Source organism: Zunongwangia profunda SM-A87, from assembly GCF_000023465.1.
GTDB lineage: Bacteria > Bacteroidota > Bacteroidia > Flavobacteriales > Flavobacteriaceae > Zunongwangia > Zunongwangia profunda.
Map to the genome: position 1 here is coordinate 4,436,348 of NC_014041.1, position 22,856 is coordinate 4,459,203.

The window sequence follows — 22,856 nt, forward strand, 5'->3', positions numbered from 1 at the left end:
AGTTACTTTTTGGATGTTTTTTTAGTTGTTTTCTTTGTTGTTTTTTTAGCCGCAGTTTTCTTTTTGGTCGTTTTTTTAGCAGCTTTTTTCTTTGGTGCTTTCTTGGCGATTATATCTTTGGCCTCTTCTAAGGTAATTTTTGTGGCATCAACAGTTTTAGGCAATTCTACTTTAGTCTTACCTTTTATCACATTAGATCTTCCCCATCTGGCTTTTTCAACTCTAATACCTTCGTCTTCCCAATGGTGAATTATTTTTTCACGTTCTTTACGTTTCTTATCTTCAATAAGTTCTACAATATCTTCATCAGAAAGATTATCGAAATCGTATTTTTTATTCACATTAATGAAAATACCGTTCCATTTTAGGTAAGGACCAAAACGCCCCACTCCTTTTTGAACCGGCTTATCTTCATATTCGTAAATTGGAGCGTCGGCTTTCTCTTTTTCTTTAATAAGTTCCATGGCCCGGTCAAAATCCACACTCATGGGATCTTCTCCTTTTTCTAAAGAGACATATTTTTTACCAAATCTTACATAAGGACCATAGCGGCCATTATTTACTTCAACTTTTTCTCCTTTATACTCACCGAGTTCTTTTGGAAGTTGAAAAAGATCCATCGCTTCCTCGTAAGTAATTGTATCTAAGGTTTGATCTGGACTTAAACTTGCAAATTTTGGCTTTTCATCATCCTCTACAGATCCTATCTGAACCATTGGCCCAAATTTTCCTAAGCGCACACTTACCGGCTTACCAGTCTCCGGATCTTCTCCTAAAATTCGTTCCCCTACTTCACGATCTGCGTTCTTGGCAACATCCTGAACATGTGGATGAAAATCAGTATAAAAATCCTTCATCATTTTTGTCCATTCCTCATTTCCTTCAGCAATATCATCAAAGCTTTGCTCTACTTTTGCGGTAAAGTTATAATCAAGGATATTTGAAAAATGATTAACTAAAAAGTCGTTTACTACTTTCCCTACTGCGGTTGGCACTAATTTACCTTTATCACTTCCCACGGTTTCTGTTAATTTCTTTTCAGATACTTTTCCGTTTTCCAGGGTAAATTGCGTGTATTCACGTTCTGTTCCATCCACAGAACCTTTTTCAATATAATTTCTATTCTGAATAGTAGAAATTGTAGGCGCGTAAGTAGACGGTCTACCAATTCCCAGTTCTTCTAATTTTTTAACTAAGGAAGCCTCGGTATATCTGTATGGCGGACGTGTAAAACGCTCTGTAGCATTAATAAAGATATTCTGGAGTTGTTCATTAACCTTCATATCAGGTAACATTCCGTTTTGTTCTTCAGAATCTTCGTCGTCACTGCCTTCTAAATAAACTTTTAAAAATCCTTCAAATTTCAGCACTTCTCCATTAGCGGTAAATACTTTATCGTGCTTATTAGCTTCAATCTTAACATTGGTACGTTCTAATTGCGCTTCAGACATTTGCGAGGCGATAGCACGTTTCCAGATCAATTCGTATAAACGTTGTTCATCGCGATCTGCCCTTACGCTGTGACTGGCAAAGTTTGTTGGACGTATTGCTTCGTGAGCTTCTTGCGCTCCCTTTGTTTTACCTTTAAATTGTCTTGATTTTGCATATTCTTCACCGTAAGCCTTTAAGATTTCGCGATGAGCACCTTTACGGGCATCATCAGAAAGATTTACACTATCGGTTCTCATATAAGTAATATGACCAGCTTCATAAAGACGTTGTGCTAAGGTCATGGTTTTACTTACTGAAAAATATAATTTTCTGGATGCCTCCTGTTGTAAGGTAGAAGTAGTAAACGGTGGAGCCGGAGATTTCTTAGCCGGTTTTTTTGTTAGATCGACCACCTTAAAATCGGCTCCTAAATTATCTTTTAAAAAGGCCTCTGCCTCTTCCTTGGTATCAAAGTTCTTAGGCAATTTAGCCCTAAACGTTTTACCCTCAGCGTTAGCAAATTCAGCATCAATCCTATAAGAAGCTTCTGGAGTAAAATCTTCAATCTCACGCTCACGCTCTACGATCAGTCTAACCGAAACACTTTGCACCCTTCCGGCAGAAAGACCTCCTTTTACCTTTCTCCACAATACCGGAGAAAGCTCATATCCCACAAGCCGATCTAAAACACGTCTTGCTTGTTGGGCATTTACAAGGTTATAATTAATCCCTCTTGGGTTTTCGATAGCATTTAAAATGGCAGATTTTGTGATCTCGTGAAAAACAATCCTTTTAGTGCGGTCGTCTTTTAATTTAAGTTCTTCTGCCAGGTGCCAGGCAATAGCTTCTCCTTCGCGATCCTCATCACTCGCTAGCCATACTGTTTCTGCATCCTTTGCTAAACCCTTAAGTTTTCTAACAACATCTTTTTTATCCTTAGATACAATATACTTAGGAGAAAAATCCCCTTCGGTGTCTACACCTAATTCTTTTGTTGGAAGGTCTGCGATGTGCCCAAAGCTAGAAGCCACCTTATAATCTTTCCCCAAAAACTTTTCAATCGTTTTTGCTTTGGCAGGAGACTCCACGATCACTAAATTTTTTGCCATAGTTTACATTTTTGTAAGTGCAAAAGTATATCAATTTTTTTTGAACCTGGTAAATGAAATATTAAATAGGTTTAAAAACAGAAGTATAATAGGCTATTATCCCCTTAATTTGAAAGCATTTTACACTAAAATCACATGCCCGCAACATTGCGGGCATGCAAAAATAAACCAAACATAAATAACAATCGTAATTAAGAAACTTAATAGATTGATTTTATTATCTTTACACCAGATTACAACTAGTGTTTACCCCGATCGACAATAGTCATGATTAGGCAGAGTTATTTCATAGGTGTTATATTCTTTTATTGACATTGTCAATAATGATCGGGGTTTTAAAGTTATTTTCGTTTTTCGAACTTTTAATTATCTTCCTTTTTTCCCAGAAAATCTATAATTTTTATTTCTAAAAAAACCGGATATCAGTTTGTTTACCGTCTTTTAGATACCCGGATTTAAAAAAGGTTGCGTAATTATTCTAAAAAAAATTACTGCCAGTTTGTCACAAGAAGCGTAAAGCTTATCTTTGCCACCTAATTACCTAAGCTTAGTATAGCATTATGGAGAAGATTATTGATGAAAAGCAGCAGGGAAACTCCCTGATTATGGAGCCAAAGACAGAAAATAAGCGAAAGCTTTTTATAGAATCTTATGGTTGCCAGATGAATTTTAGTGATAGTGAAATTGTAGCTTCTATCCTTTCTAAGGAAGGTTACAATACTACCCAACAACTGGAGGAAGCTGATTTGGTTTTGGTAAATACCTGCTCGATCAGGGAAAAGGCAGAACAAACTGTTAGAAAACGTCTTGAGAAGTATAACGCTGTAAAACGTATAAACCCGAATATGAAAGTTGGGGTTTTAGGTTGTATGGCTGAACGTTTAAAAAGTAAATTCCTAGAAGAAGAAAAAATCGTTGATCTTGTTGTTGGTCCTGATGCTTATAAAGACCTTCCTAACCTGATTAACGAAGTTGAAGAAGGTAGAAATGCGGTAAACGTTATTCTTTCTAAAGAAGAAACTTATGGAGATATTTCACCTGTGCGCCTACAAACAAATGGTGTTTCTGCTTTTGTTTCGATCACTCGAGGATGCGATAACATGTGTACCTTTTGTGTAGTGCCTTTTACACGTGGTAGAGAGCGTAGCCGTGATCCACAAAGTATTATCGAAGAAGTAAACGATCTGGCAAGCAGAGGATATAAAGAAATCACCTTACTTGGGCAAAATGTAGATAGTTATCTTTGGTATGGAGGTGGCCTTAAAAAAGATTTTAAAGATGCTACGCCAATGCAAAAAGCTACAGCAACAAGTTTTGCAAGCCTTTTAAAAATGGTTGCTGAAGCCCAGCCAAAAATGAGAATTCGATTTTCTACCTCTAACCCACAGGATATGACTTTAGATGTAATTGAAGTGATGGCCGCTCACCGCAATATCTGTAATTACATTCATTTACCAGTACAAAGCGGTAGCGATAAGATGCTTAAAAAGATGAACCGCCTACATACTCGTGAAGAATACTTTACATTAATTGATAATATCAAAAAACTAATCCCGGATTGTGGAATTTCGCATGATATTATAACCGGCTTTCCAACCGAGACAGAAGAAGATCATAAGGATACACTTTCTTTGATGCAATATGTAAAATATGATTTCGGATTTATGTTTGCGTATTCTGAAAGACCTGGAACCATGGCCGCCAGAAAATTTGAAGATGATGTTCCCGAAGAGACCAAAAAAAGAAGACTTACTGAGATTGTAAATCTTCAGCAGGAACATAGTAAATATAGAACCCAGCAATTTATTGGAAAAACAGTTGAAGTTCTTATCGAAAAGTCATCTAAAAAATCTGATGCTCATTGGAGCGGTAGAAATACGCAAAACACGGTTGTAGTTTTTCCTAAAGAAAACTATGAGGTTGGTGATTTTGTAAATGTAAAAATTAACGACTGTACCAGTGCAACTTTGATAGGAGAGCCGATAGGATACAGTGAGAATAATTAAAAAAGTTTTGTTTCAGTTTTAAGAACTATTCAATAACATTTAATACCGCATAACTTTAAATGGAATCAGTACAGGCCACCAAGCAACGTTTTGGAATTATAGGAGACGATCCAAAACTAAACAGGGCAATAGAAAAAGCAATACAGGTTTCCCCTACAGACATTTCGGTATTAGTAACCGGGGAAAGCGGTGTGGGGAAAGAAAGTATTCCTAAAATCGTACATTCATTATCACATCGCAAACATGGCAAATATATCGCCGTAAACTGCGGAGCTATTCCCGAGGGAACTATAGATAGCGAACTTTTTGGCCATGAGAAAGGCGCCTTTACCGGTGCAACCCAAACCCGTAGTGGTTATTTTGAAGTAGCCGACGGCGGAACCATTTTTCTTGATGAAGTAGGTGAATTGCCTCTCCCTACCCAGGTTAGACTTTTACGAGTTCTGGAAAACGGAGAATTCATTAAAGTAGGTTCATCCAAAGTTCAAAAAACAAACGTTCGGATTGTGGCGGCAACCAACATCAACATGTTCGAATCGATCAAAAAAGAAAAATTCAGGGAAGATCTTTATTATCGTTTAAGCACGGTCGAAATTCACTTACCGCCTTTAAGAGAACGTAAAGGTGATATTCATTTATTATTTAGAAAATTTGCTTCAGATTTTGCTCTAAAATATAAGATGCCAACCATCCGACTAGAAGATGATGCCGTACTTCTAATGCAAAAATATCACTGGGGGGGAAATATTCGTCAACTTAGGAATATTGCCGAACAAATTTCGGTTTTAGAGAAAGAACGCTCTATAAACGCCAAAGAATTAAAGGAGTATCTGCCAGATATGGGCAGCAATTTACCCGCGGTAATTTCAGATAAGAAAAAGGAGGCCGATTTTAGTAATGAACGAGAAATACTTTACAAGGTTCTTTTTGATATGAAAAATGACCTTAACGACCTGAAAAAACTTACCTTAAAATTAATGCAGGAAGGTAATTCTAAAGAAGTTAGGGATGAAAATGAAGGCCTTATCCAAAAAATTTACGGAAATGGAGATGAAGATGCTGAAGATTTTAACGTAGAGGATTTGGATGGTGATAATCTTGAAGTCCTGCAAATCCCGCAGCAGAGCAGCAGAGCTGAAAATGAACCACCAGAAAACCTTTCTGAAAAAGACAAATATCACTTCGCCGAAGAAATCCAGGAAGAAGAAACGCTTTCGCTGCAGGACAAAGAATTAGAACTGATTAAAAAATCGCTGGAACGCCATAACGGCAAACGTAAAGCAGCGGCTGAAGAATTGGGAATTAGCGAAAGAACCCTGTATCGCAAAATCAAACAATACAATTTGTAATTATAGAATTTCGTTTAAAAAAACAGAAATTCACGATCTATAACTATGAAGAAATTAGGCCTTATTTTATCGATTCTTAGCATTTTAACGCTGGCTTCCTGTGGGATTTACTCCTTTACAGGAGCCAGCACGGGAGATGCTAAAAGTTTTCAGGTAAATAATTTCCAAAACACGGCAGATTTAATTGAACCAGGAATTGAAAGAACCTTTAAACTAAACTTACAGGATTTAATTCAGAATCAAACCAACCTTACGTTAACAAATAATAATGCCGACCTCATTTTTGAAGGTGAAATTATCGATTATTACATCGCCCCTATGACGGCGACTGCACAAAACACTGCCGCTCAAAACCGATTAACCATTGCCGTACAGGTTAGGTATTATAATACATTAGAGCCGGAAAAAGATTTCGACAGACGTTTTTCGTTTTATTATGATTATCCGGCAGGACAACAATTGGTAGGCCCCACGCTAAATACGGCGATCGAAGAAATTTACGACAGAATTACCCAGGATATTTTCAATGCTGCTTTAACCGACTGGTAAAATAAGTGATGGATTTAAAAAATTTCACATATTTATTAGAACACCCCGAGGAAGTTTCTCCTCAGGAAACCCGTGAGTTAGAAGATATTCTAATGAATGCACCTTACTTTCAGGCAGCGCGTGCAATTCGGCTAAAAGGCTTAAAAGATGCCGATAGTCCTTCTTATAATTCGGCCTTACGAAAAACTGCAGCATATACTACCGACCGTGAAATTCTTTTTGAATATATAAGCTCTGCCAATTTTAACCAAAATCGCATAGCTCACCAGATAAAAAAACAAGACGAAAAACTGAATAATCTTGAGGTTTATGAACCTATAGAAGTTTTGGGGAGAAAGAGTATGGCCATGGGTGAGGCCATACAAATGAAACAAGACGAATCTGAAAAAGTGATGGATCCTGAACTTTTTGAACGTTTTAAAAACAAAAACAAGGAAGAGGAGAAAGAATTACCAGAGAACCAATTAAAGATAGGACAACCTTTACAATTCAATAATGCTGAGTCACATAGTTTTTCAGAATGGCTTAGGTTAACTTCAGCAAAACCTCTTAAACAACCTGGACAGCAAAAACCTGCTGAAAAAGAAAAGGAAGCTCCTGAAGATATTCAGAAGAAATTTGACATTATTGACCGTTTTATTTCGAAGAACCCGAAAATAAAACCGGCTAAATCTTCGCCTAGAGCCAGTACCCCAGATCTTTCTAACCCAGCTCCTGAAGCTTTGATGACAGAGACTTTAGCACGTGTTTACCTTGAACAAAAAAATTATAAAAAGGCAATTCAGGCCTATAAAATTTTAATTTTGAAAAATCCCGAAAAAAGTGGTTTCTTTGCAGACCAAATTCGGGCAATCGAAAAATTACAGGAAAATAATACAGATAAAGAATGAGCACATTCACAATTTTTTTAGTTTTAATAGTTATCGTAGCATTTTTGCTAGTGGTAGTGATCATGGTGCAAAACCCTAAAGGTGGAGGTTTATCCTCTTCTCTTGGTGGTGGCGGTCAACAAATTGGTGGCGTACAGAAAACAAACGACTTTTTAGACAAAAGTACCTGGACACTGGCAACCGCTTTATTAGTACTTATCCTAATTAGTAATGTTTCTATAATGGATGGTAATAATGGTTTTGGAGATTCTAAAATCTTTGATGAAGACGAAGTAGAAAATGCTTTACCTGAAGCCACTCCAGCTCCAGCACAGCAAAATGAACAAACTCAAACTGCTCCTGCTGCAGATAGCGCTCAGTAAAAAAATAAACCCATTTATAATAAAATGCCAGCTTGTCACAAAGCTGGCATTTTTTATTTATTAATGTCAGCTTTTTTTGAGTGGCATAATTTTCGAAATATTCAACAACGAATATTTAAAATTAATTAATCAAAATAAATTTAAAGAAAATGGGACTAAACATTAAACCGCTTTCAGACAGAGTTCTTATCGAGCCTGTAGCAGCTGAAACCAAGACAGCTTCAGGTATCTACATTCCAGAGACTGCTAAAGAAAAACCTCAAAGAGGAAAAGTTGTGGCAGTTGGCAAAGGAACTAAAGACCATGAGATGACTGTTAGTGTTGGTGACACAGTTCTTTATGGCAAATATGCCGGTACCGAACTTAAACTAGAAGGTACAGATTATCTTATCATGAGAGAAGACGATATTCTAGCAATCGTATAATTTCTTTCTCAAATTCAATTTAATTAAAATTAACCAATTTTTAGCTGAATTTTTCGGCTACTAAAATTTATAATACAATGGCAAAAGATATAAAATTTGACATCGAAGCACGTGACGGTATTAAGCGCGGTGTAGATGCTTTAGCAAACGCAGTAAAAGTAACTTTAGGACCAAAAGGTCGTAACGTAATTATCAGTAAATCTTTTGGTGCTCCAACCGTAACTAAAGATGGTGTTTCTGTAGCTAAGGAAATCGAATTAGAGGACGAGCTGGAGAACATGGGAGCTCAAATGGTAAAAGAAGTGGCTTCAAAAACTAATGATCTTGCCGGTGATGGTACTACTACCGCAACTGTTCTTGCGCAGGCAATCGTTAAGGAAGGCCTTAAAAACGTTGCTGCCGGTGCAAACCCAATGGATCTTAAAAGAGGAATCGATAAAGCAGTTGAAGCTTTAACGAAAAATCTTTCTGAACAAACTCAGGAAGTTGGTGATTCTTCAGAAAAAATTAAGCAGGTTGCTTCTATTTCAGCAAATAACGATGAACTTATTGGAGAATTGATTGCTGAAGCTTTTGGTAAAGTAGGTAAAGAAGGTGTTATTACTGTTGAAGAAGCTAAAGGTACCGATACTTACGTAGACGTAGTAGAAGGGATGCAGTTTGACAGAGGTTATCTTTCTCCTTACTTCGTAACTAACAGTGAGAAAATGACTGCGGACCTGGAAAATCCTTATATCCTTCTTTTCGACAAGAAAATATCTACCATGAAGGATTTAATGCCAATTCTAGAGCCGGTAGCACAATCTGGAAAACCGCTTTTAATCATTGCTGAGGATGTAGACGGGGAAGCATTGGCTACTTTAGTAGTAAACAAATTAAGAGGTTCTCTTAAAATCGCGGCTGTTAAAGCTCCAGGGTTTGGAGATCGTAGAAAAGCAATGTTAGAAGATATCGCTATCCTTACCGGTGGTACTGTAATTTCTGAAGAAAGAGGATTCTCTTTAGAAAATGCAACTATTGATATGCTTGGTACTGCAGAGAAAGTAGCTATCGATAAAGATAACACTACCGTTGTTAATGGTTCTGGTGACGATAACGCTATTAAAGAGCGTGTAAACCAAATCAAAGCACAGATTGAAACTACCACTTCAGATTACGACAAAGAAAAGCTACAAGAGCGTCTTGCTAAATTAGCCGGTGGTGTTGCAGTACTTTATGTAGGTGCAGCTTCAGAAGTCGAAATGAAAGAAAAGAAAGATCGTGTGGATGATGCACTTCATGCAACCCGTGCGGCGGTAGAAGAAGGTATCGTAGCCGGTGGTGGTGTAGCTTTAGTAAGAGCAAAAGCTGTTCTGGAAGCTATCAGCACAGAAAATGCAGATGAAGCAACAGGAATACAAATTGTAGCTCGTGCTATCGAATCTCCACTTAGAACAATAGTTGAAAATGCAGGTGGTGAAGGATCTGTGGTAATAAACAAGGTTCTTGAAGGTGATAAAGACTTTGGTTATGATGCCAAGACTGACACTTATGTAGATATGATGAAAGCTGGTATTATCGATCCTAAGAAAGTTACTCGTGTAGCTTTAGAGAACGCAGCTTCTGTATCAGGAATGATCTTAACTACAGAATGTGCGTTAATCGACATCAAAGAAGATAATGGTGGCGGAGGAATGCCACAAGGAATGGGTGGCGGTATGCCAGGAATGATGTAATCATCACTCATTAAAAAACAAAGCTGTCTTATTCGTTTAAGGCAGCTTTTTTTTATGCATAAATTGCAAAATACATATAAGAGAGACAATGCTTGAGAATCAGAAATCTCAAGATATGCTGCACAGAATTAAAAATAGAAAGATTGCTATTCAGGGAAAACTAAAATTTACCTGATATCTAAAAATAGGGAAACTATGTTAAAGCTTTTCAATGGTGAATCATTTACAGTTACAGTGAAACCGACATAACACACCCACTGAAATTAACGAGTTTCGTAAGGAAGAAATATTAGTATTTTTTAAGACTTTTTATTTAATGCAAAAAAGCACCTAAAAAGCCAGCCTTAAAATCACTCCAATCCATAATTATCTGAAAAACAACGATTGCCAGAATAATTAAAACTGCCGTTCTTAATTTTGCCTCTGGTTTTCCTTTCTGTTCCATATCCATATAAAAAACGTTTGGACTAGCTAAATTATAAAAAAATATTAATACTCACCAACAATTTGGCGTCCATGATAAGCACATGCACCGATACTTTTATGTATTTCGTCTAAATTTCCAATAGTTATCCTTCCGGCAGGCATGATTTCCAGCTTATTACCTGCGACAACTATCATCTTTTTTAAAATTGAAATTCCTTCTTTTGCAGTTGCTTTCCCTCCAGAACTAAGAATAGTTGATATCCCATTAATATGGGTTAATCCTTCAGTAGCTTTTAAAATATCAGGGGTCTCATCGATCGCTTTATGGATTACTATTTTTAACGGACTTGAATGTGCTGCCAGTGCAGCAATTCTTCCTAAATCCAATGTATTGTTTTCCTTTAAAATCCCAAAAACTACTCCCTCTACCCCTATCACTTTACAAAATTTGATATCCTGCATCATCTGATTAACTTCGGAAGCAGTATACACAAAATCGCCTCCGCGCGGACGAATCATTACTCTAATAGGAATTCTAAGTTGTTCTTTAGCTTTTCGTATAACATCCCTTTCCGGGGTAATACCATCCTGCGATAAATCTGCACATAGTTCTATTCGATCTGCACCCTGTTCTTCAGCTTTTAAAGCTTCATCTAAAGATTCTACACAGGCTTCTTTTATGAAACTGGTCATTTTTAAAGGATATAATTTAGTGTAAACCTAAGAAAATTAATCATTGTGTAAGTTGATCGCTAAAGATTCAGCATAAATTATAGTCATTCTGAACTTGTTTTAGGGCTTTATGGAATATTTCTCTGCCTTACCTTAAAGCCTGGAAGTAATTATCTGGATGTAACGCTGGTTTAATAGACACACGTATAAATGATTCTCTAAAAGGTAAATTTTAAAGTTGCTAAAACCTGTGATGGCCGTAATCGATAACTACTTTGTATGTAATAATATTGATTGTTACTGGCGTTTATAAATTGATCGGTATTCAGGATATTTCGCCAACTAATGTTTAAATCCATTTTTGGCTTCTCAAAAGTAAACTGATAGCTCAGGTTCACAAAATAATTATCTCCATTTTCAGATAAAGAATTGCCATAATATTCACTACTTACACTTAAATACTGATTATCCTTAGGATAAAAATAAAGATCTATGGTATGTTGCTGCGTTTCGATTTGCTGAAAATCACGCTCTCCAAAACCCGAAGTATAAGTCGAAAAATTTCCCGAGTAATTCGCAATTAACCAACTGGAAACTTCTGCATCGATGCTCCCTCTCAGATTAAAACTCTGTGTATTCACCTCAGCCAACGTATTGTTTAAAAGTTGCTGGCGTTTTGATAAGTTATAGGAGGCGTTCAATTTAAATGTTGTTTTTAATTTTCTAAAATATTTACTACCGCCAGCTTTAAAGCTATGATTATCGAAGCTATTATCTCGCACCACCGCTTCTAAAATCCTTGTTCCATTTTCACCAATATTAGAACTGTACAACAAGTTATTTTCAGAATAACTATAGGAATAAGACGTGTTTAAAAACAGTTGCTTTAAGGGATTTCGATAAGCTATCCCGCCGCTATAATATTGTCGTGTTTCTTCAGAAATTGGCGCGTTGTACCGATTTAAATTTCGATAATTATTCAATAAGAATCCATAATATAACTGCTGAAGTTCTCCAAAATCATAACTTAATCCTGCTGAAGCATTAGCATCCCAAAAGGCTGAAAGCTTTTTATTCACAGAAAATCTAGGCTCAAAAACCAATCGATCTAAACTTCTTTTTTCTTCAAAATTTCGGTCTTTAAGCTGAAAACTTTTAAATTGAAACGGCGTACTTAAATTTAAATTCCAGGTCTCATCCTTACTTTTAAACCTGAAAGAATTTTTAAAATAGACCGAAGATTCTACAAATTCGGTTCTGTTCTTAAAATCAGCATCTAAAACCTCTTCCCCATCTTCCAAAAAAATATCGGTATCTAATTGCTGATCTTGGATCGAAAACCCAAATTTGGGTGATATGGTAAATTTGCCAAGGGCCTTGGTAAACCCAGCCGAATTATCAGCATACATCTTCCTTGAAGAAACCTGTTGCTGAATTTCACCATAAGGATCACCATTATTAAAGATAGCTTCAAATTGTCCTGGTTGCACCAGTAGATCCTGATTAGTCTCTGTAAAACCGATATTAGAATTAAAAGTGATCAATTGTTTTCCAATAGTTCTAAGCAGGCGCATATCGTTTTTTATTCCGAAAAAAGGATTGTCCAGCCGTTGTTTGATTTTTGCATCGGGGCGATCTATCAAACCACGATTTGTATTCCAGGAACCGTTAAACTCTAATTGATCTTTCAGGTAATTTTTATCGGTATTATTCTCTAAGGTAAGTTGTCCTTCTAACTGGCTTACAAAAATATTATTACTGGTATTTTCGATTATATCGATTGTATCTGTAGGTGTAAAATAACGTGTTTGTGTACTTCCATCCTGCTTCTGATAATCATTCAGATAAGAAATATTTAGTTTTAAATCTATATCTTCTTTAACTCGTTGCAAAATGTTTGCTGAACCTAAATGTACGTTATTATCCAACCAGCGTTCTGCCGAAAATGGGGGTGGTGAGACATTTTGAATTGACAGCCAATCTGTTTTATCAATATTAAATTCATCTCCAAAAAAATTGATCGAAAAATTACGAATCTCGCCAGATACATCGCTTCCGGTATTATTACTTTGGTAGGTGACGATCGCCTGTCGCTTTTTAGTAAAGATCATTGGCGTCACCTTTGTTTGCCACAGCAAAGGCGCAGCACCCATCCCGGCGGTGGCCGTTCCGCTAATGCTAATATCCTTTTTAAGCTTTATATTTATCGAAGCGCGCTCTGAAAACTCAAGACTATCCAAAACTTTTACAGGCTGATGATTTTCCAGGATCTCGACTTTAGAAACTGCATCGGCCGAAAGATTATTATTGGCCAAATTATAACGCCCTTCTAATAAATCCAAACCTTCGATATAATACTTCTGGATTGGCTCATCTTTATAATAGATTTGACCATTTGGTCGAATATCGATTCCAGGTAACTTCTTTAAAATATCAGCAATCACCCGGTCGTTTTTATCTTTAAAAGCGTCTACCGAAAAACTGAGCGTATCGCCACGTTGCTGTAAAATTTCAGATTTCACAATGACTTCTTTCAAGGCTTCTGAAGAAGGCAAAAGTTTCACTTCTAATTGCTGCGCTTTATTCTGAATAGTTTCTTCGAACGTAGCAAAACCAATGTAAGAAACTTTTAAAGACAAGGATTCACCATCACTTTTCACAGCTATCTTAAATTTACCATCGGAGTCTGAAATTCCATAAGCCAGGATCGAAGAAACCGAATCTTTACTGATCATTACCGTTGCACCACTAAGTTTTTCATTATTATCGTCGAAAACCTGTCCGGTAATTTCAGTCTGAGAATAACCTGCAAAAACAACGAATATTGATAGTATTGTAAAGAGTATTTTTTTCATACTATTCCAGCTCTATAGGGTTATTTTCTTTCTCCAGCATTTCAGCAAAAGATTCGATGTATTTTTGGTGAACTTCTGGCGAAATAGTAATGTTTGGATTATTTATATAAGTAAAAGGATCCTTACGGTAACGAAGATTAGTTGCTTTTAACTCTGCCAGACTTGTTTTTATAAGCTGATTAAATTTGAGTTTAAAATCCTGTTTTGGCGATAGTTTTTTTAAACCGAAAAACTCAAAATTCCATTCATTTTCTACGTCAGAAATCTCTAGAATTAATCCCGGCAAGCCATTAAATTTATAAGGCCCGTCTGAAATTGGAACATCTGGAGTAAACCAGGCCACATAATCTCTCCCAGCAAAGTTTGTAATGGCTTTTTGGACTTTATACCCCTTTATTTCTTTGGTCTCAGTTTCTATTTGCCAATTGAAGATATTCTTATCCTGTCCAAAATAAAATCGATCTGAAGCAATTTGATGAACATAAAACAACCTATCGCTTTTTATTTCTTTTAAAATTTGATAATGAAAATTAGTCAAGGCATTTTGGGGTGTACTACCAGAGTTTCCCTTTACTTTTATTTCATCTTCAAAGTTTTGAGCTCTACTTATATAATACGAATAGTCTTTCCCCATATAAAGCATCATATATTCACTTTCTGGGTTAACAAGAGTAGAATCTAATTTAAAAGACAGCTTATATATTACTTCATAATCGAATTTTTCCTTTATGGTTCCCTGCGCTGAGATCCTAAAAGAGAAAAATATTAATATGAATAATAGTTTTAGTTTCATGATGAGTTTTGATTGATGAAGATGGTATTACTGGAGCTCAATAGGATTATTTCGCCTTTTATACTTTTTGGTTAGCTCCTTTCTTTGTTTAGCTTCATCTTCTTCGCTCCAACCAAATCTAATTCCTGCCTTCTGCATTGTTCCAATAGGATCACGATTATAATCGTTACGAACCTGGTCGAGTTCTTTTTGAGAAACTACTTTATAATCATCCAAATTCAATATTCTACTTACCGGTTTTTCTAATTCCTGAAATCTTGTCAAGCTAAAACGATATTGATTTTGTAAATCTGAAATTTCTAAAATAAGTCCCGGTAAACCACTAAACTTATAAGGGCCATCAGAGAATGGTAGCTCTGGCGCGAACCAGGCGATGTAATTTCTACCAGCAAAAGCACCTGTAGCTTTTTGAACCTTAAAGCCCAATATTTCTTTAGTTTCTGACTGAATTTCCCAATCGATCTGGTTTAGATCCTGCTTATATTTAAAACTGTATTGAAAAACCTTTTCGGCTAAAACAAGTTCACTATTCTGGTAATCTTTAAAGATCGTGTATTTAAAATCGGTCATTTGATTATACTGGTCCATCCTTACAACTTCAGGATTGGGCTTATTTTCTAAAGAATCTTTCATCGCTTGGCCTAAGCTGGAATATCTTGATCGCCCATCACCTAAATAAAGCACAACAGTTTCAGACTTTAAAGAATTTTCATCGGTAGAATCTTCCTGATACTCGAGTTGATAGGTGGCTTTATAATTAAACTTTGCTTGTGTTTGCTGCTGTGCTGAAATCTTAAAAGAAAAGAAGAGCAACATTAGACTTATTTTGAATTTCATAATGATTTTCGATTAAAAAATTTATTTTGTTTGAAGTTCAATTGGATTGTTACGATTTTTATGCGCTTCACTCAACTCTCTCTTAGCTTTAGCTTCATCATTCCATTCTATAGTGATGCCAGCATTATTCATTGCAGTAAGTGGATCTCTTTTATAATCATTACGAACCTGATCGAGCTCTTGCTGAGAAACTTCTTTATAATCGTCCAAATTCAATGTTTTAGGCACTAATTTTTCTAATTCCTGAAATGCTGAGAAAGTAAAGTGATAGTGATCCTGAAGATCCGAAATCTCCAAAATAAGTCCAGGCAAACCAGCAAATTTGTATGGCCCATCTGAAAATGGAAGCTCTGGCGAGAACCAGGCTTCATATTCTCTGCCGGCAAAAGAGCCTGAAGCTTTTTGAACTTTATATCCTAAAACTTCTTTAGTTTCCTGCTCTATTTCCCAGTTCATGAGATTTAAAGTCTGTTTATATTTCAGTTTATCCTTAAAAACTTTTTCGGCTAAAATAAGTTCGTTATCATTATGATTTTTGAAGATCTTATAGTGAAAATCGGTTTCTGGAGTTATACTTCTAATTCGATAAAACTCAGCCATACTTTTATTTGAAGGATCTAAAGTTTCGGTTAAAGAATCTTTAACTGCCTTACCCAAACTGGAATATCGAGACACGCCTTCTCCTAAATAAAGTACAACAGTCTCTGATTTTATTGAATTTTGATCGGTAGAATCTTCCTGATATTCGAGATTATAAGTCGCTTTATAGGAATATTGAATATCGGTTTTCTGGGCATAGAATATCACAGAAAAACACAGGAAAAAAGGCATCAGAATAGATTTCATAAAAGAAATTTTATCTAAGATGCCTTAAAAAAACTTACGAAACAATAAATCAACTAGTTTTTTAGTAATAAAACTAGAAAAATAAGTTAATTTACCGGAATTAGCATTCGATCTGTATTCCAGCCTTCTATGGAAATTTGAAGATCGTTCACTTCATTTCCTGCCGCTTCCAAAATGATTTCTCGGGTTGCTCCAGGAACTATGGAGAAATAGTTATCGTCGTAGAAAGTTGGTAAAATGCGTTCGCCCGTTTCCGAATTTTCTAAAGAGATTCGGTTAAAGAAAGAAACTGTATTATTTTCAGGATTAGTGATTTTCAGCATAAATTTATTCTCAGCGACTTTTTCAATTTCGGCTTCAACCTTGGTTTTGGCTAAATTCTGTAAACCAGAATACGTTCCCGAACTGTCCGGAATCCAATAGAAATTTTCATCTAAAACTTCCTGATCCTTGTTTCTGATATCTAATTTTAAAAACAAACCCTTTTCCGCAGCTAGCGTATCGATTTGCTTTTTTAGCGACAATATTTTTTTAGCACTAGAGCCTTCTATATAAGAAAAGACCTGGGTTACCGGCTTTTCATTTCCTTCCATATCGTACAGTTTAATGCCTAACATTAAATCATATTCGGCTTTAAAACCATTATTTACCATATAAACATCGCTACTAACAGGATTATACATGATATGCAATGGCTTGCTTCCTTCTCTAAGTCCAAATAAACAGGCATTAGGATCTAGATAGTAATCATACATCTGTCCGCGAAGTGCCGTCCAGGGATTCTGAGTTTTCCAGATGATCGAACCTGTATACCAATCCCACATATGTGCACTAAAACCTTCTATTAATGCACGATACTGATTGTAATTTACCAGCTGCGCCTTTTCAGCAAAATCAGCCATATCTTCTGGCGTTCCATAAGGTTCTAAAGAGTTTCCATAATCGATATATTTATGATAGGTCCAAACCGGGTCTTTTACGGCTTCAGTCCCATCATATTCTACGGGAACAGTATAATTTTCCTTGGGCAGAAAACGCTTCAAACTAACTTCATCCCCCGTACCTACAGAACCAACTTCAGAATTAAAAGGCCAGGTACGCTCTTCCCAAAAAGTCGAAATATTCTGAATGCCATACGGACCATCACCGTTCCCTCCTTTGAAATTATAAGACATCTCATCTGAATTGGAGTAATCGATAAACCAGCGTGTTCCATCTAACTCTGGCAAGATCGAATCTTTAATGGCAAACAAAATATCCTGCGGTGGCGTAATCTCATTACCACCACACCAAATAGCCAAGGATGCGTGATTTCGCATTAATTTTACCGCATCTGCTGCAGATTCGATAAACAACTCGTGATCATCTGGGTATTGCCTGCGCGTCCACTGATCGTCTTTTTTCTTGGGATCTACCCATCTACCATTACAATCACCAGACATCCAAAAATCCTGAATCACTAGCATCCCATATTTATCACAGACTTCATAAAATTCTGGTCGCTCTGGTAATGCTCCTCCCCAAATTCTTATAAGATTTAAATTCATATCACGGTGAAAGCGAATCTCGGCATCATAACGCTCTTTAGTGAAACGAAGCATCGCATCTGAGATGATCCAGTTTCCTCCCTTTATAAAAATAGGCTGACCGTTAACGAATATCTGCTTACTGCGTGTATGCGAATTCCATTCGGTTTGGATTTCGCGGATTCCTACTTTCAGCTTTTCTTTATCTGAAGTTTTATTTTTTATACTGAATTCAACTTCGGCATCATATAAGTTTTGTGCGCCATAACCTGAAGGCCACCAAAGTTTTGGATCTTCAATTTCGAATTCTGGAAGTGCTACCAGCATTTCTGTATTCGCCGCCAGGCTTACTTCCTTTTCGATAATTTGATCTGCAATTTTAAAAGACAGTGTTCCTTCAACCGTTTTTGAAGTGGGATTTTCAACTTCGGCAGTAAAAGCAATTTTAGCTGGCTTCTGCTTTTCTCCCGGAAGTCGTTTTTCAGGCACTTTGGTCACCACATGCGGATTTTTAAGATTTACTGCACCTGTTTTTTCGATAATTACTTTGTCCCAAATTCCGGTATTACGATCACGAATTGGCTGAATCCAATCCCAACCGGCAACGTATTGATGAGCAACACCACGTGCGATAGTTCCATCACCACCCTGGCCACCATTTGGATTGCCAACATGCGGTGCTGGGTAAACGATCACTGCAAGGCGATTTTGGCTATTTTTAGCAAGAAATTTTGTGATATTAAAACGCTTCCGAAGAAACATTCCTTTGTATTCTTCCTTGTTGACTTTCTTTCCGTTTAGAAAAATATCGACGCTATAATTTATCCCACGGAAATTTAACCAGACCTGCTCGCCTTTCTTTGCTTTCTCTTCGAAATCCTTTACAAACCAATAGGTATAAAAATCGCGGCCTACATCATAGATATCCGGAATTTCTTCGTTGTTCATCCCAAAAAATGGATCGGGAATTTCATCATTATTAAGTTGCGTGGTTAGGATTGTACCGGGTACAGTAGCATCTTTCCAATTATCTACAGCAAAAGATGTATTGGAGATCTCTTCTCCCCTGGCTGCTACTTCTTCCATAGAAATTGTTTTCCAACCCGAATTAAGCTCATAATTTTGCTGAGAAAATCCTGTAAATTGAATAAAACCTAATAAAAAATAGACGAGAATGTACTTTTTGCGCATAAGATTGACAATATTAAACATTGAAAATCTGCAATAAATATCAGCGTACAAATTTTTTTCGACAAACAACAGTCTCGAAGTGCTAAACGATTCTTAATAATTTAAGACAATAGTATTACACATTCTTAAAATAAAATCTAGTCTAGTTCTATGGGGTTATTCTTTTTTGCTAATCGCTCTCTATGTTTTTTGAGGTAATTCTTTTTATCATCACCTTCTAAACCTATCCGTATAACTTTACCACCTTCACCTACATAATTATTGATATAACTAATGGGGTCACTTTCATAGGTTGCGACTAAATCCATAAGTTCCTTCTTTTTAATTTCCTTATATTCCTCCGGAAAAATTTTATACGCTAAAGGAGTAGATAATTCTTCGAAACCTTTAAATTCAAAGACATATTCAGCATCGCTATCCTGTAGCTCCAAAATTAATCCGGGTAATCCTGAAAATTTATAGGGCCCATCTGTAAGCGGAATTTCCGGAGTGAACCACGCCGTATAATCACGCCCTGCAAAACTTATAGTTGCTTTTTGTGCCTGATACCCTGAGATTTCCTTGGTCTCAGCTTGTATCTCCCAATTTAATTGATCCATAGGCTGCGAATAATATAGTTTATCACTTATCAGCTTAATTCCGTACCCCATTTTATTATCTGATTTATCTTTAAACACACGATAATTAAATTCGGTCTTCGCGGCCTCCGTTTTACTTTTCCATCGTTCAGATCCAATATCGGCAAGGTTTACGTTAACAGACATAGAGTCTTTTAAAGCTGCTCCTTTACTTAAAAACAGAGATGATTCATTATTAGCAAAAAGCCACATAGTTTCTGATTTACTGGACTCCAGATCGGTAGAATCCAGTTTAAAAGTAAGCGTGTAGGTCACCCGGTAATTTAGGTCATCTTGAGCCTGAACCTCAAAAAAATTGAAGACTAAAAAACTTAAAGCAATGATAATTTTATTATTCATAAGCATAGTTGATTGATTTCTATCACAATATCTAATATTAAATCTAACCATGCAATTTTTAAACTATTTTTTTAGTAATAAAACTAATTTAATAGTAATAAATAGGATTATCGTCTTGTTCAGAAAATATTTATCTTCCCACCGATAATAAATCAAAAATGAACAGTAGTCTTAAACGCATAATTTTAATTGCCGGTCCATTAATTTTTGCAATATTTCAATTTTTGCAGCCACCCGAAGGAATGACGCCTGAAGCTTTTCATGTATTAGCCATAACGATTTGGATGGCCATTTGGTGGGTTACTGAAATTATCCCTATTGCTGCAAGTGCATTACTACCTATAGTGCTTTTTCCCTTAAGCGGAGCTTTGGATATTGGACTCACTACTGCTTCTTACGGCCATAAATATGTATTTTTATACATGGGTGGTTTTTTTATCGCTGTAGCTATTGAAAAATGGAATTTACACCGCCGAATTGCCCTAAACATCATCAATTTAATTGGTACTAACATCAAGTTTATCATTCTTGGATTTATGGTGGCTACCGCATTTTTATCGATGTGGATCTCGAATACCGCAACCTCTGTAATGATGTTACCAATTGGCACCGCGATAATTTCTCAGCTAAAAGACAATCCCCAAACCAGTGAAAACGAAAATAAGACCTTTGGGAAAGCACTCATGTTAGCTATCGCTTACAGTGCTTCTATTGGAGGAATTGGAACCTTAATCGGCACACCTCCAAACCTTGTTTTCGCTGGGATCGTAGAAGAATTATATGGAATTGAAATTAGCTTTGTTAAATGGGCGCTTTTGGGAATGCCCATCTCCATTCTGCTTTTATTTTTTTGCTGGAAATATATTACCAGCATCGCCTTTACGTTTAAACAAAAGGAATTTCCCGGTGGAAAAACCGAAATTAAAAGATTACTTACCGAATTAGGTAAAATAAGCACACAGGAAAAACGTATTCTTGTCGTTTTTGTATTTACTGCAGTGTGTTGGATTACCCGTTCATTTTTTCTCGAAAAATTTTTACCGAATATAGATGATACAATTATTGCCATGACGGCAGGCATATTATTATTCTTAATTCCGTCTGGAAAAAACAAAGAGAAACAAAAACAGCTGTTAACTTGGGAAGAAGCTGTAAAAATTCCATGGGGAATTATATTGCTTTTTGGCGGCGGGATGGCACTAGCAAAGGCTTTTAGCGATACGGGATTAGCAAACTGGATTGGCGAGCAACTGGTAAATCTTGAAAATTTACCGTTATTTTTACTCATCCTGATCTTAGTAGCATCTGTAAACTTTTTGACTGAAGTGACTTCTAACCTCGCGACAACCGCCATGCTATTACCCATTCTGGCACCCATGGCGCTAGCACTACACCTGCATCCTTATTTTTTAATGGTTGCCGCTACTTTAGCTGCCAGCTGCGCTTTTATGCTCCCTGTTGCCACACCGCCTAATGCGGTGGTATTTGGATCTGGCTACTTAAAAATTGCCGATATGATGAAAACAGGCTTTTGGTTAAATATCTTATCTATTTTAATCATCAGCCTGATCATTTATTTTGCTTTACCATTCATCTGGGACTTTGATCCTTATACCATCCCGAAAATCTTTAAATAGTTAACTAGCACGCTTCAATCTAAAATATTTGATCTTTTCCCTGTCATAGGTATAGGTGATATAAATTTCACCATTTTCCGTCTGAATTATGGCAGGGTAGCTGTATTCTCCTTTTTCTTGATTTTCTAATTTTAATATATCCTGCCAATGTTCACCGTCTTTTGAATAGGCAAGATAAAGCTTACTTCTACCTTCCCACCAATTATCACCACTTGCCATAGGATTATAAACCATCAGGAATCCGCCGTTTATAAGACTTACAGCATCGATACCCGAATTGGGGTTTGCCAATTCAGATTTACTGAAATCACTCCAGGTTTCTCCATTATCTATACTGGTGCTTTCTAAAACTGCATCCTGATCGCTTCTGAAAAAAGCTTTTAAATTTCCGTTTTGAAGCTGAACGATACTAGGCTGAATAACTTTATATGCTGAATTCTCGTTGACCGGAACTTTTCTCCAGGTTTTACCGTAATCATCTGAAATTTCCATATGTGCCTTCCAAATTTCACCATCCTGAAGTTCTTCGCTGGACGGACTTACAATTCGGCCATTTTTAAGCTGAATTGGCTTATTTTTTATAGGTCCAAGAATATCTTCAGGAAGCATTTTTTTCTCACTCCAGGTTTTCCCGTGATCTGTTGAAATTTTATAAGCACCCCACCAGGTTGAAGGAGAAGGGCCTATTTTATAGAATAAAAATAGTTTATTATTTGTTTTAAACAACACGGGATTCCAGGTAGGATAACTTAGTGTATCGCTTTGATAGCCAGTCGCTACTTTTTTAGGAGAGGACCAGCCGGATACTGTTTTTATACTGGTATAAATGCTAACATCGGGATGTCTTTCGTGCGTTCCGCCAAACCAGGCAGCGATTATATCACCGTTTTCCAACTCTTCAATAGTTGATGCATGAGCAGAAGGAAAACTAGCTTTCGTATAAATAAAACCAGAATCCAAAACTTTAAATTTCACGTTTTGCTGCGCACTTATCTTTAGACTAAAAAATACGACTAAAACAACAAATCTCGCTTTCATAATTCAGAAAAAGTAAACTTCCCCAGAACAATGGGGTATTATTATAACATTATTTTTTATTTCGAGGCATCCCGATAGCAGGACGGGAACGCAGTATTTCATCTCGATCATCGAGTAAAAAAAGGGAAGAGGTAAACTACTCCTCTTCCCTAACAATTGAAACAAACTTACACTTACTTAAAATTCAATTTTTATCTAAGCTTTTTTTTAAAAAAAAAGCAG

The 22,856-nt window shown here is 36.4% G+C and carries 18 protein-coding genes; 8 read left to right on the forward strand and 10 right to left on the reverse strand.

What is annotated here, in order from left to right:
* Positions 1-2 precede the first annotated feature (2 nt).
* Positions 3-2,540 carry a type I DNA topoisomerase gene (topA, locus tag ZPR_RS19620; protein ID WP_013073533.1) on the reverse strand — a complete coding sequence of 846 codons (2,538 nt, stop codon included), beginning with the start codon at positions 2,538-2,540 and terminating at the stop codon, positions 3-5.
* A 560-nt stretch (positions 2,541-3,100) separates the two neighbouring features.
* Between topA and miaB the strand changes: the two genes are divergently transcribed.
* From miaB to groL, 7 genes are all read left to right on the forward strand, one after another.
* Positions 3,101-4,546 carry a tRNA (N6-isopentenyl adenosine(37)-C2)-methylthiotransferase MiaB gene (gene miaB / locus ZPR_RS19625; protein ID WP_013073534.1) on the forward strand — a complete coding sequence of 482 codons (1,446 nt, stop codon included), beginning with the start codon at positions 3,101-3,103 and terminating at the stop codon, positions 4,544-4,546.
* Between the two features lie 59 nt (positions 4,547-4,605).
* Positions 4,606-5,895 carry a sigma-54-dependent Fis family transcriptional regulator gene (locus ZPR_RS19630; protein ID WP_013073535.1) on the forward strand — a complete coding sequence of 430 codons (1,290 nt, stop codon included), beginning with the start codon at positions 4,606-4,608 and terminating at the stop codon, positions 5,893-5,895.
* A 45-nt stretch (positions 5,896-5,940) separates the two neighbouring features.
* On the forward strand, positions 5,941-6,444 hold the full coding sequence (locus ZPR_RS19635) for an LptE family protein (RefSeq protein WP_013073536.1): 504 nt from the start codon (positions 5,941-5,943) through the stop codon (positions 6,442-6,444).
* A gap of 8 nt (positions 6,445-6,452) precedes the next feature.
* Complete coding sequence (locus tag ZPR_RS19640; protein ID WP_013073537.1) at positions 6,453-7,334, forward strand: hypothetical protein; 882 nt, start codon at positions 6,453-6,455, stop codon at positions 7,332-7,334.
* Positions 7,331-7,696 carry a preprotein translocase subunit SecG gene (gene secG / locus ZPR_RS19645; RefSeq protein ID WP_041579205.1) on the forward strand — a complete coding sequence of 122 codons (366 nt, stop codon included), beginning with the start codon at positions 7,331-7,333 and terminating at the stop codon, positions 7,694-7,696. Before ZPR_RS19640 ends, secG begins: the two co-directional genes overlap by 4 nt.
* 149 nt (positions 7,697-7,845) lie before the next feature.
* Positions 7,846-8,121 carry a co-chaperone GroES gene (locus ZPR_RS19650; protein WP_013073539.1) on the forward strand — a complete coding sequence of 92 codons (276 nt, stop codon included), beginning with the start codon at positions 7,846-7,848 and terminating at the stop codon, positions 8,119-8,121.
* A gap of 77 nt (positions 8,122-8,198) precedes the next feature.
* Positions 8,199-9,836 (forward strand): chaperonin GroEL, encoded by a 1,638-nt coding sequence (gene groL / locus ZPR_RS19655; protein ID WP_013073540.1) that lies wholly within the window; start codon positions 8,199-8,201, stop codon positions 9,834-9,836.
* A gap of 313 nt (positions 9,837-10,149) precedes the next feature.
* Here groL and ZPR_RS23510 read toward each other — a convergent pair whose 3' ends face one another.
* From ZPR_RS23510 to ZPR_RS19690, 8 genes are all read right to left on the reverse strand, one after another.
* Positions 10,150-10,287: a hypothetical protein gene (locus ZPR_RS23510; RefSeq protein WP_013073541.1), complete on the reverse strand. Its 138-nt coding sequence runs from the start codon at positions 10,285-10,287 to the stop codon at positions 10,150-10,152.
* A gap of 38 nt (positions 10,288-10,325) precedes the next feature.
* A complete protein-coding gene (locus tag ZPR_RS19660; protein ID WP_013073542.1) occupies positions 10,326-10,955 on the reverse strand; it encodes a copper homeostasis protein CutC in 630 nt (209 codons plus the stop codon).
* A 197-nt stretch (positions 10,956-11,152) separates the two neighbouring features.
* Entirely contained in the window at positions 11,153-13,789 is a 2,637-nt protein-coding gene (locus ZPR_RS19665) for a carboxypeptidase-like regulatory domain-containing protein (protein WP_013073543.1), read from the reverse strand.
* A gap of 1 nt (position 13,790) precedes the next feature.
* Entirely contained in the window at positions 13,791-14,582 is a 792-nt protein-coding gene (locus ZPR_RS19670; protein WP_013073544.1) for a GLPGLI family protein, read from the reverse strand.
* Positions 14,583-14,609: 27 nt separating this feature from the next.
* The gene (locus ZPR_RS19675; RefSeq protein WP_041579208.1) at positions 14,610-15,419 is read right to left on the reverse strand and encodes a GLPGLI family protein; all 810 of its coding nucleotides are present in this window, start codon (positions 15,417-15,419) and stop codon (positions 14,610-14,612) included.
* Positions 15,420-15,440: 21 nt separating this feature from the next.
* A complete protein-coding gene (locus ZPR_RS19680; RefSeq protein ID WP_148211772.1) occupies positions 15,441-16,265 on the reverse strand; it encodes a GLPGLI family protein in 825 nt (274 codons plus the stop codon).
* 86 nt (positions 16,266-16,351) lie between these two features.
* Positions 16,352-18,982 (reverse strand): glycoside hydrolase family 2 protein, encoded by a 2,631-nt coding sequence (locus tag ZPR_RS19685; protein WP_041580127.1) that lies wholly within the window; start codon positions 18,980-18,982, stop codon positions 16,352-16,354.
* Positions 18,983-19,119: 137 nt separating this feature from the next.
* Positions 19,120-19,959, reverse strand: coding sequence for a GLPGLI family protein (locus ZPR_RS19690; RefSeq protein ID WP_013073548.1), 840 nt, complete (start codon positions 19,957-19,959; stop codon positions 19,120-19,122).
* 158 nt (positions 19,960-20,117) lie between these two features.
* Between ZPR_RS19690 and ZPR_RS19695 the strand changes: the two genes are divergently transcribed.
* Positions 20,118-21,596, forward strand: a complete 1,479-nt coding sequence (locus ZPR_RS19695; RefSeq protein WP_013073549.1) for an SLC13 family permease — start codon at positions 20,118-20,120, stop codon at positions 21,594-21,596.
* Here the strand turns inward: ZPR_RS19695 and ZPR_RS19700 are convergent, their stop codons facing one another.
* On the reverse strand, positions 21,597-22,634 hold the full coding sequence (locus ZPR_RS19700; protein ID WP_013073550.1) for a sialidase family protein: 1,038 nt from the start codon (positions 22,632-22,634) through the stop codon (positions 21,597-21,599).
* Positions 22,635-22,856: the final 222 nt, after the last annotated feature.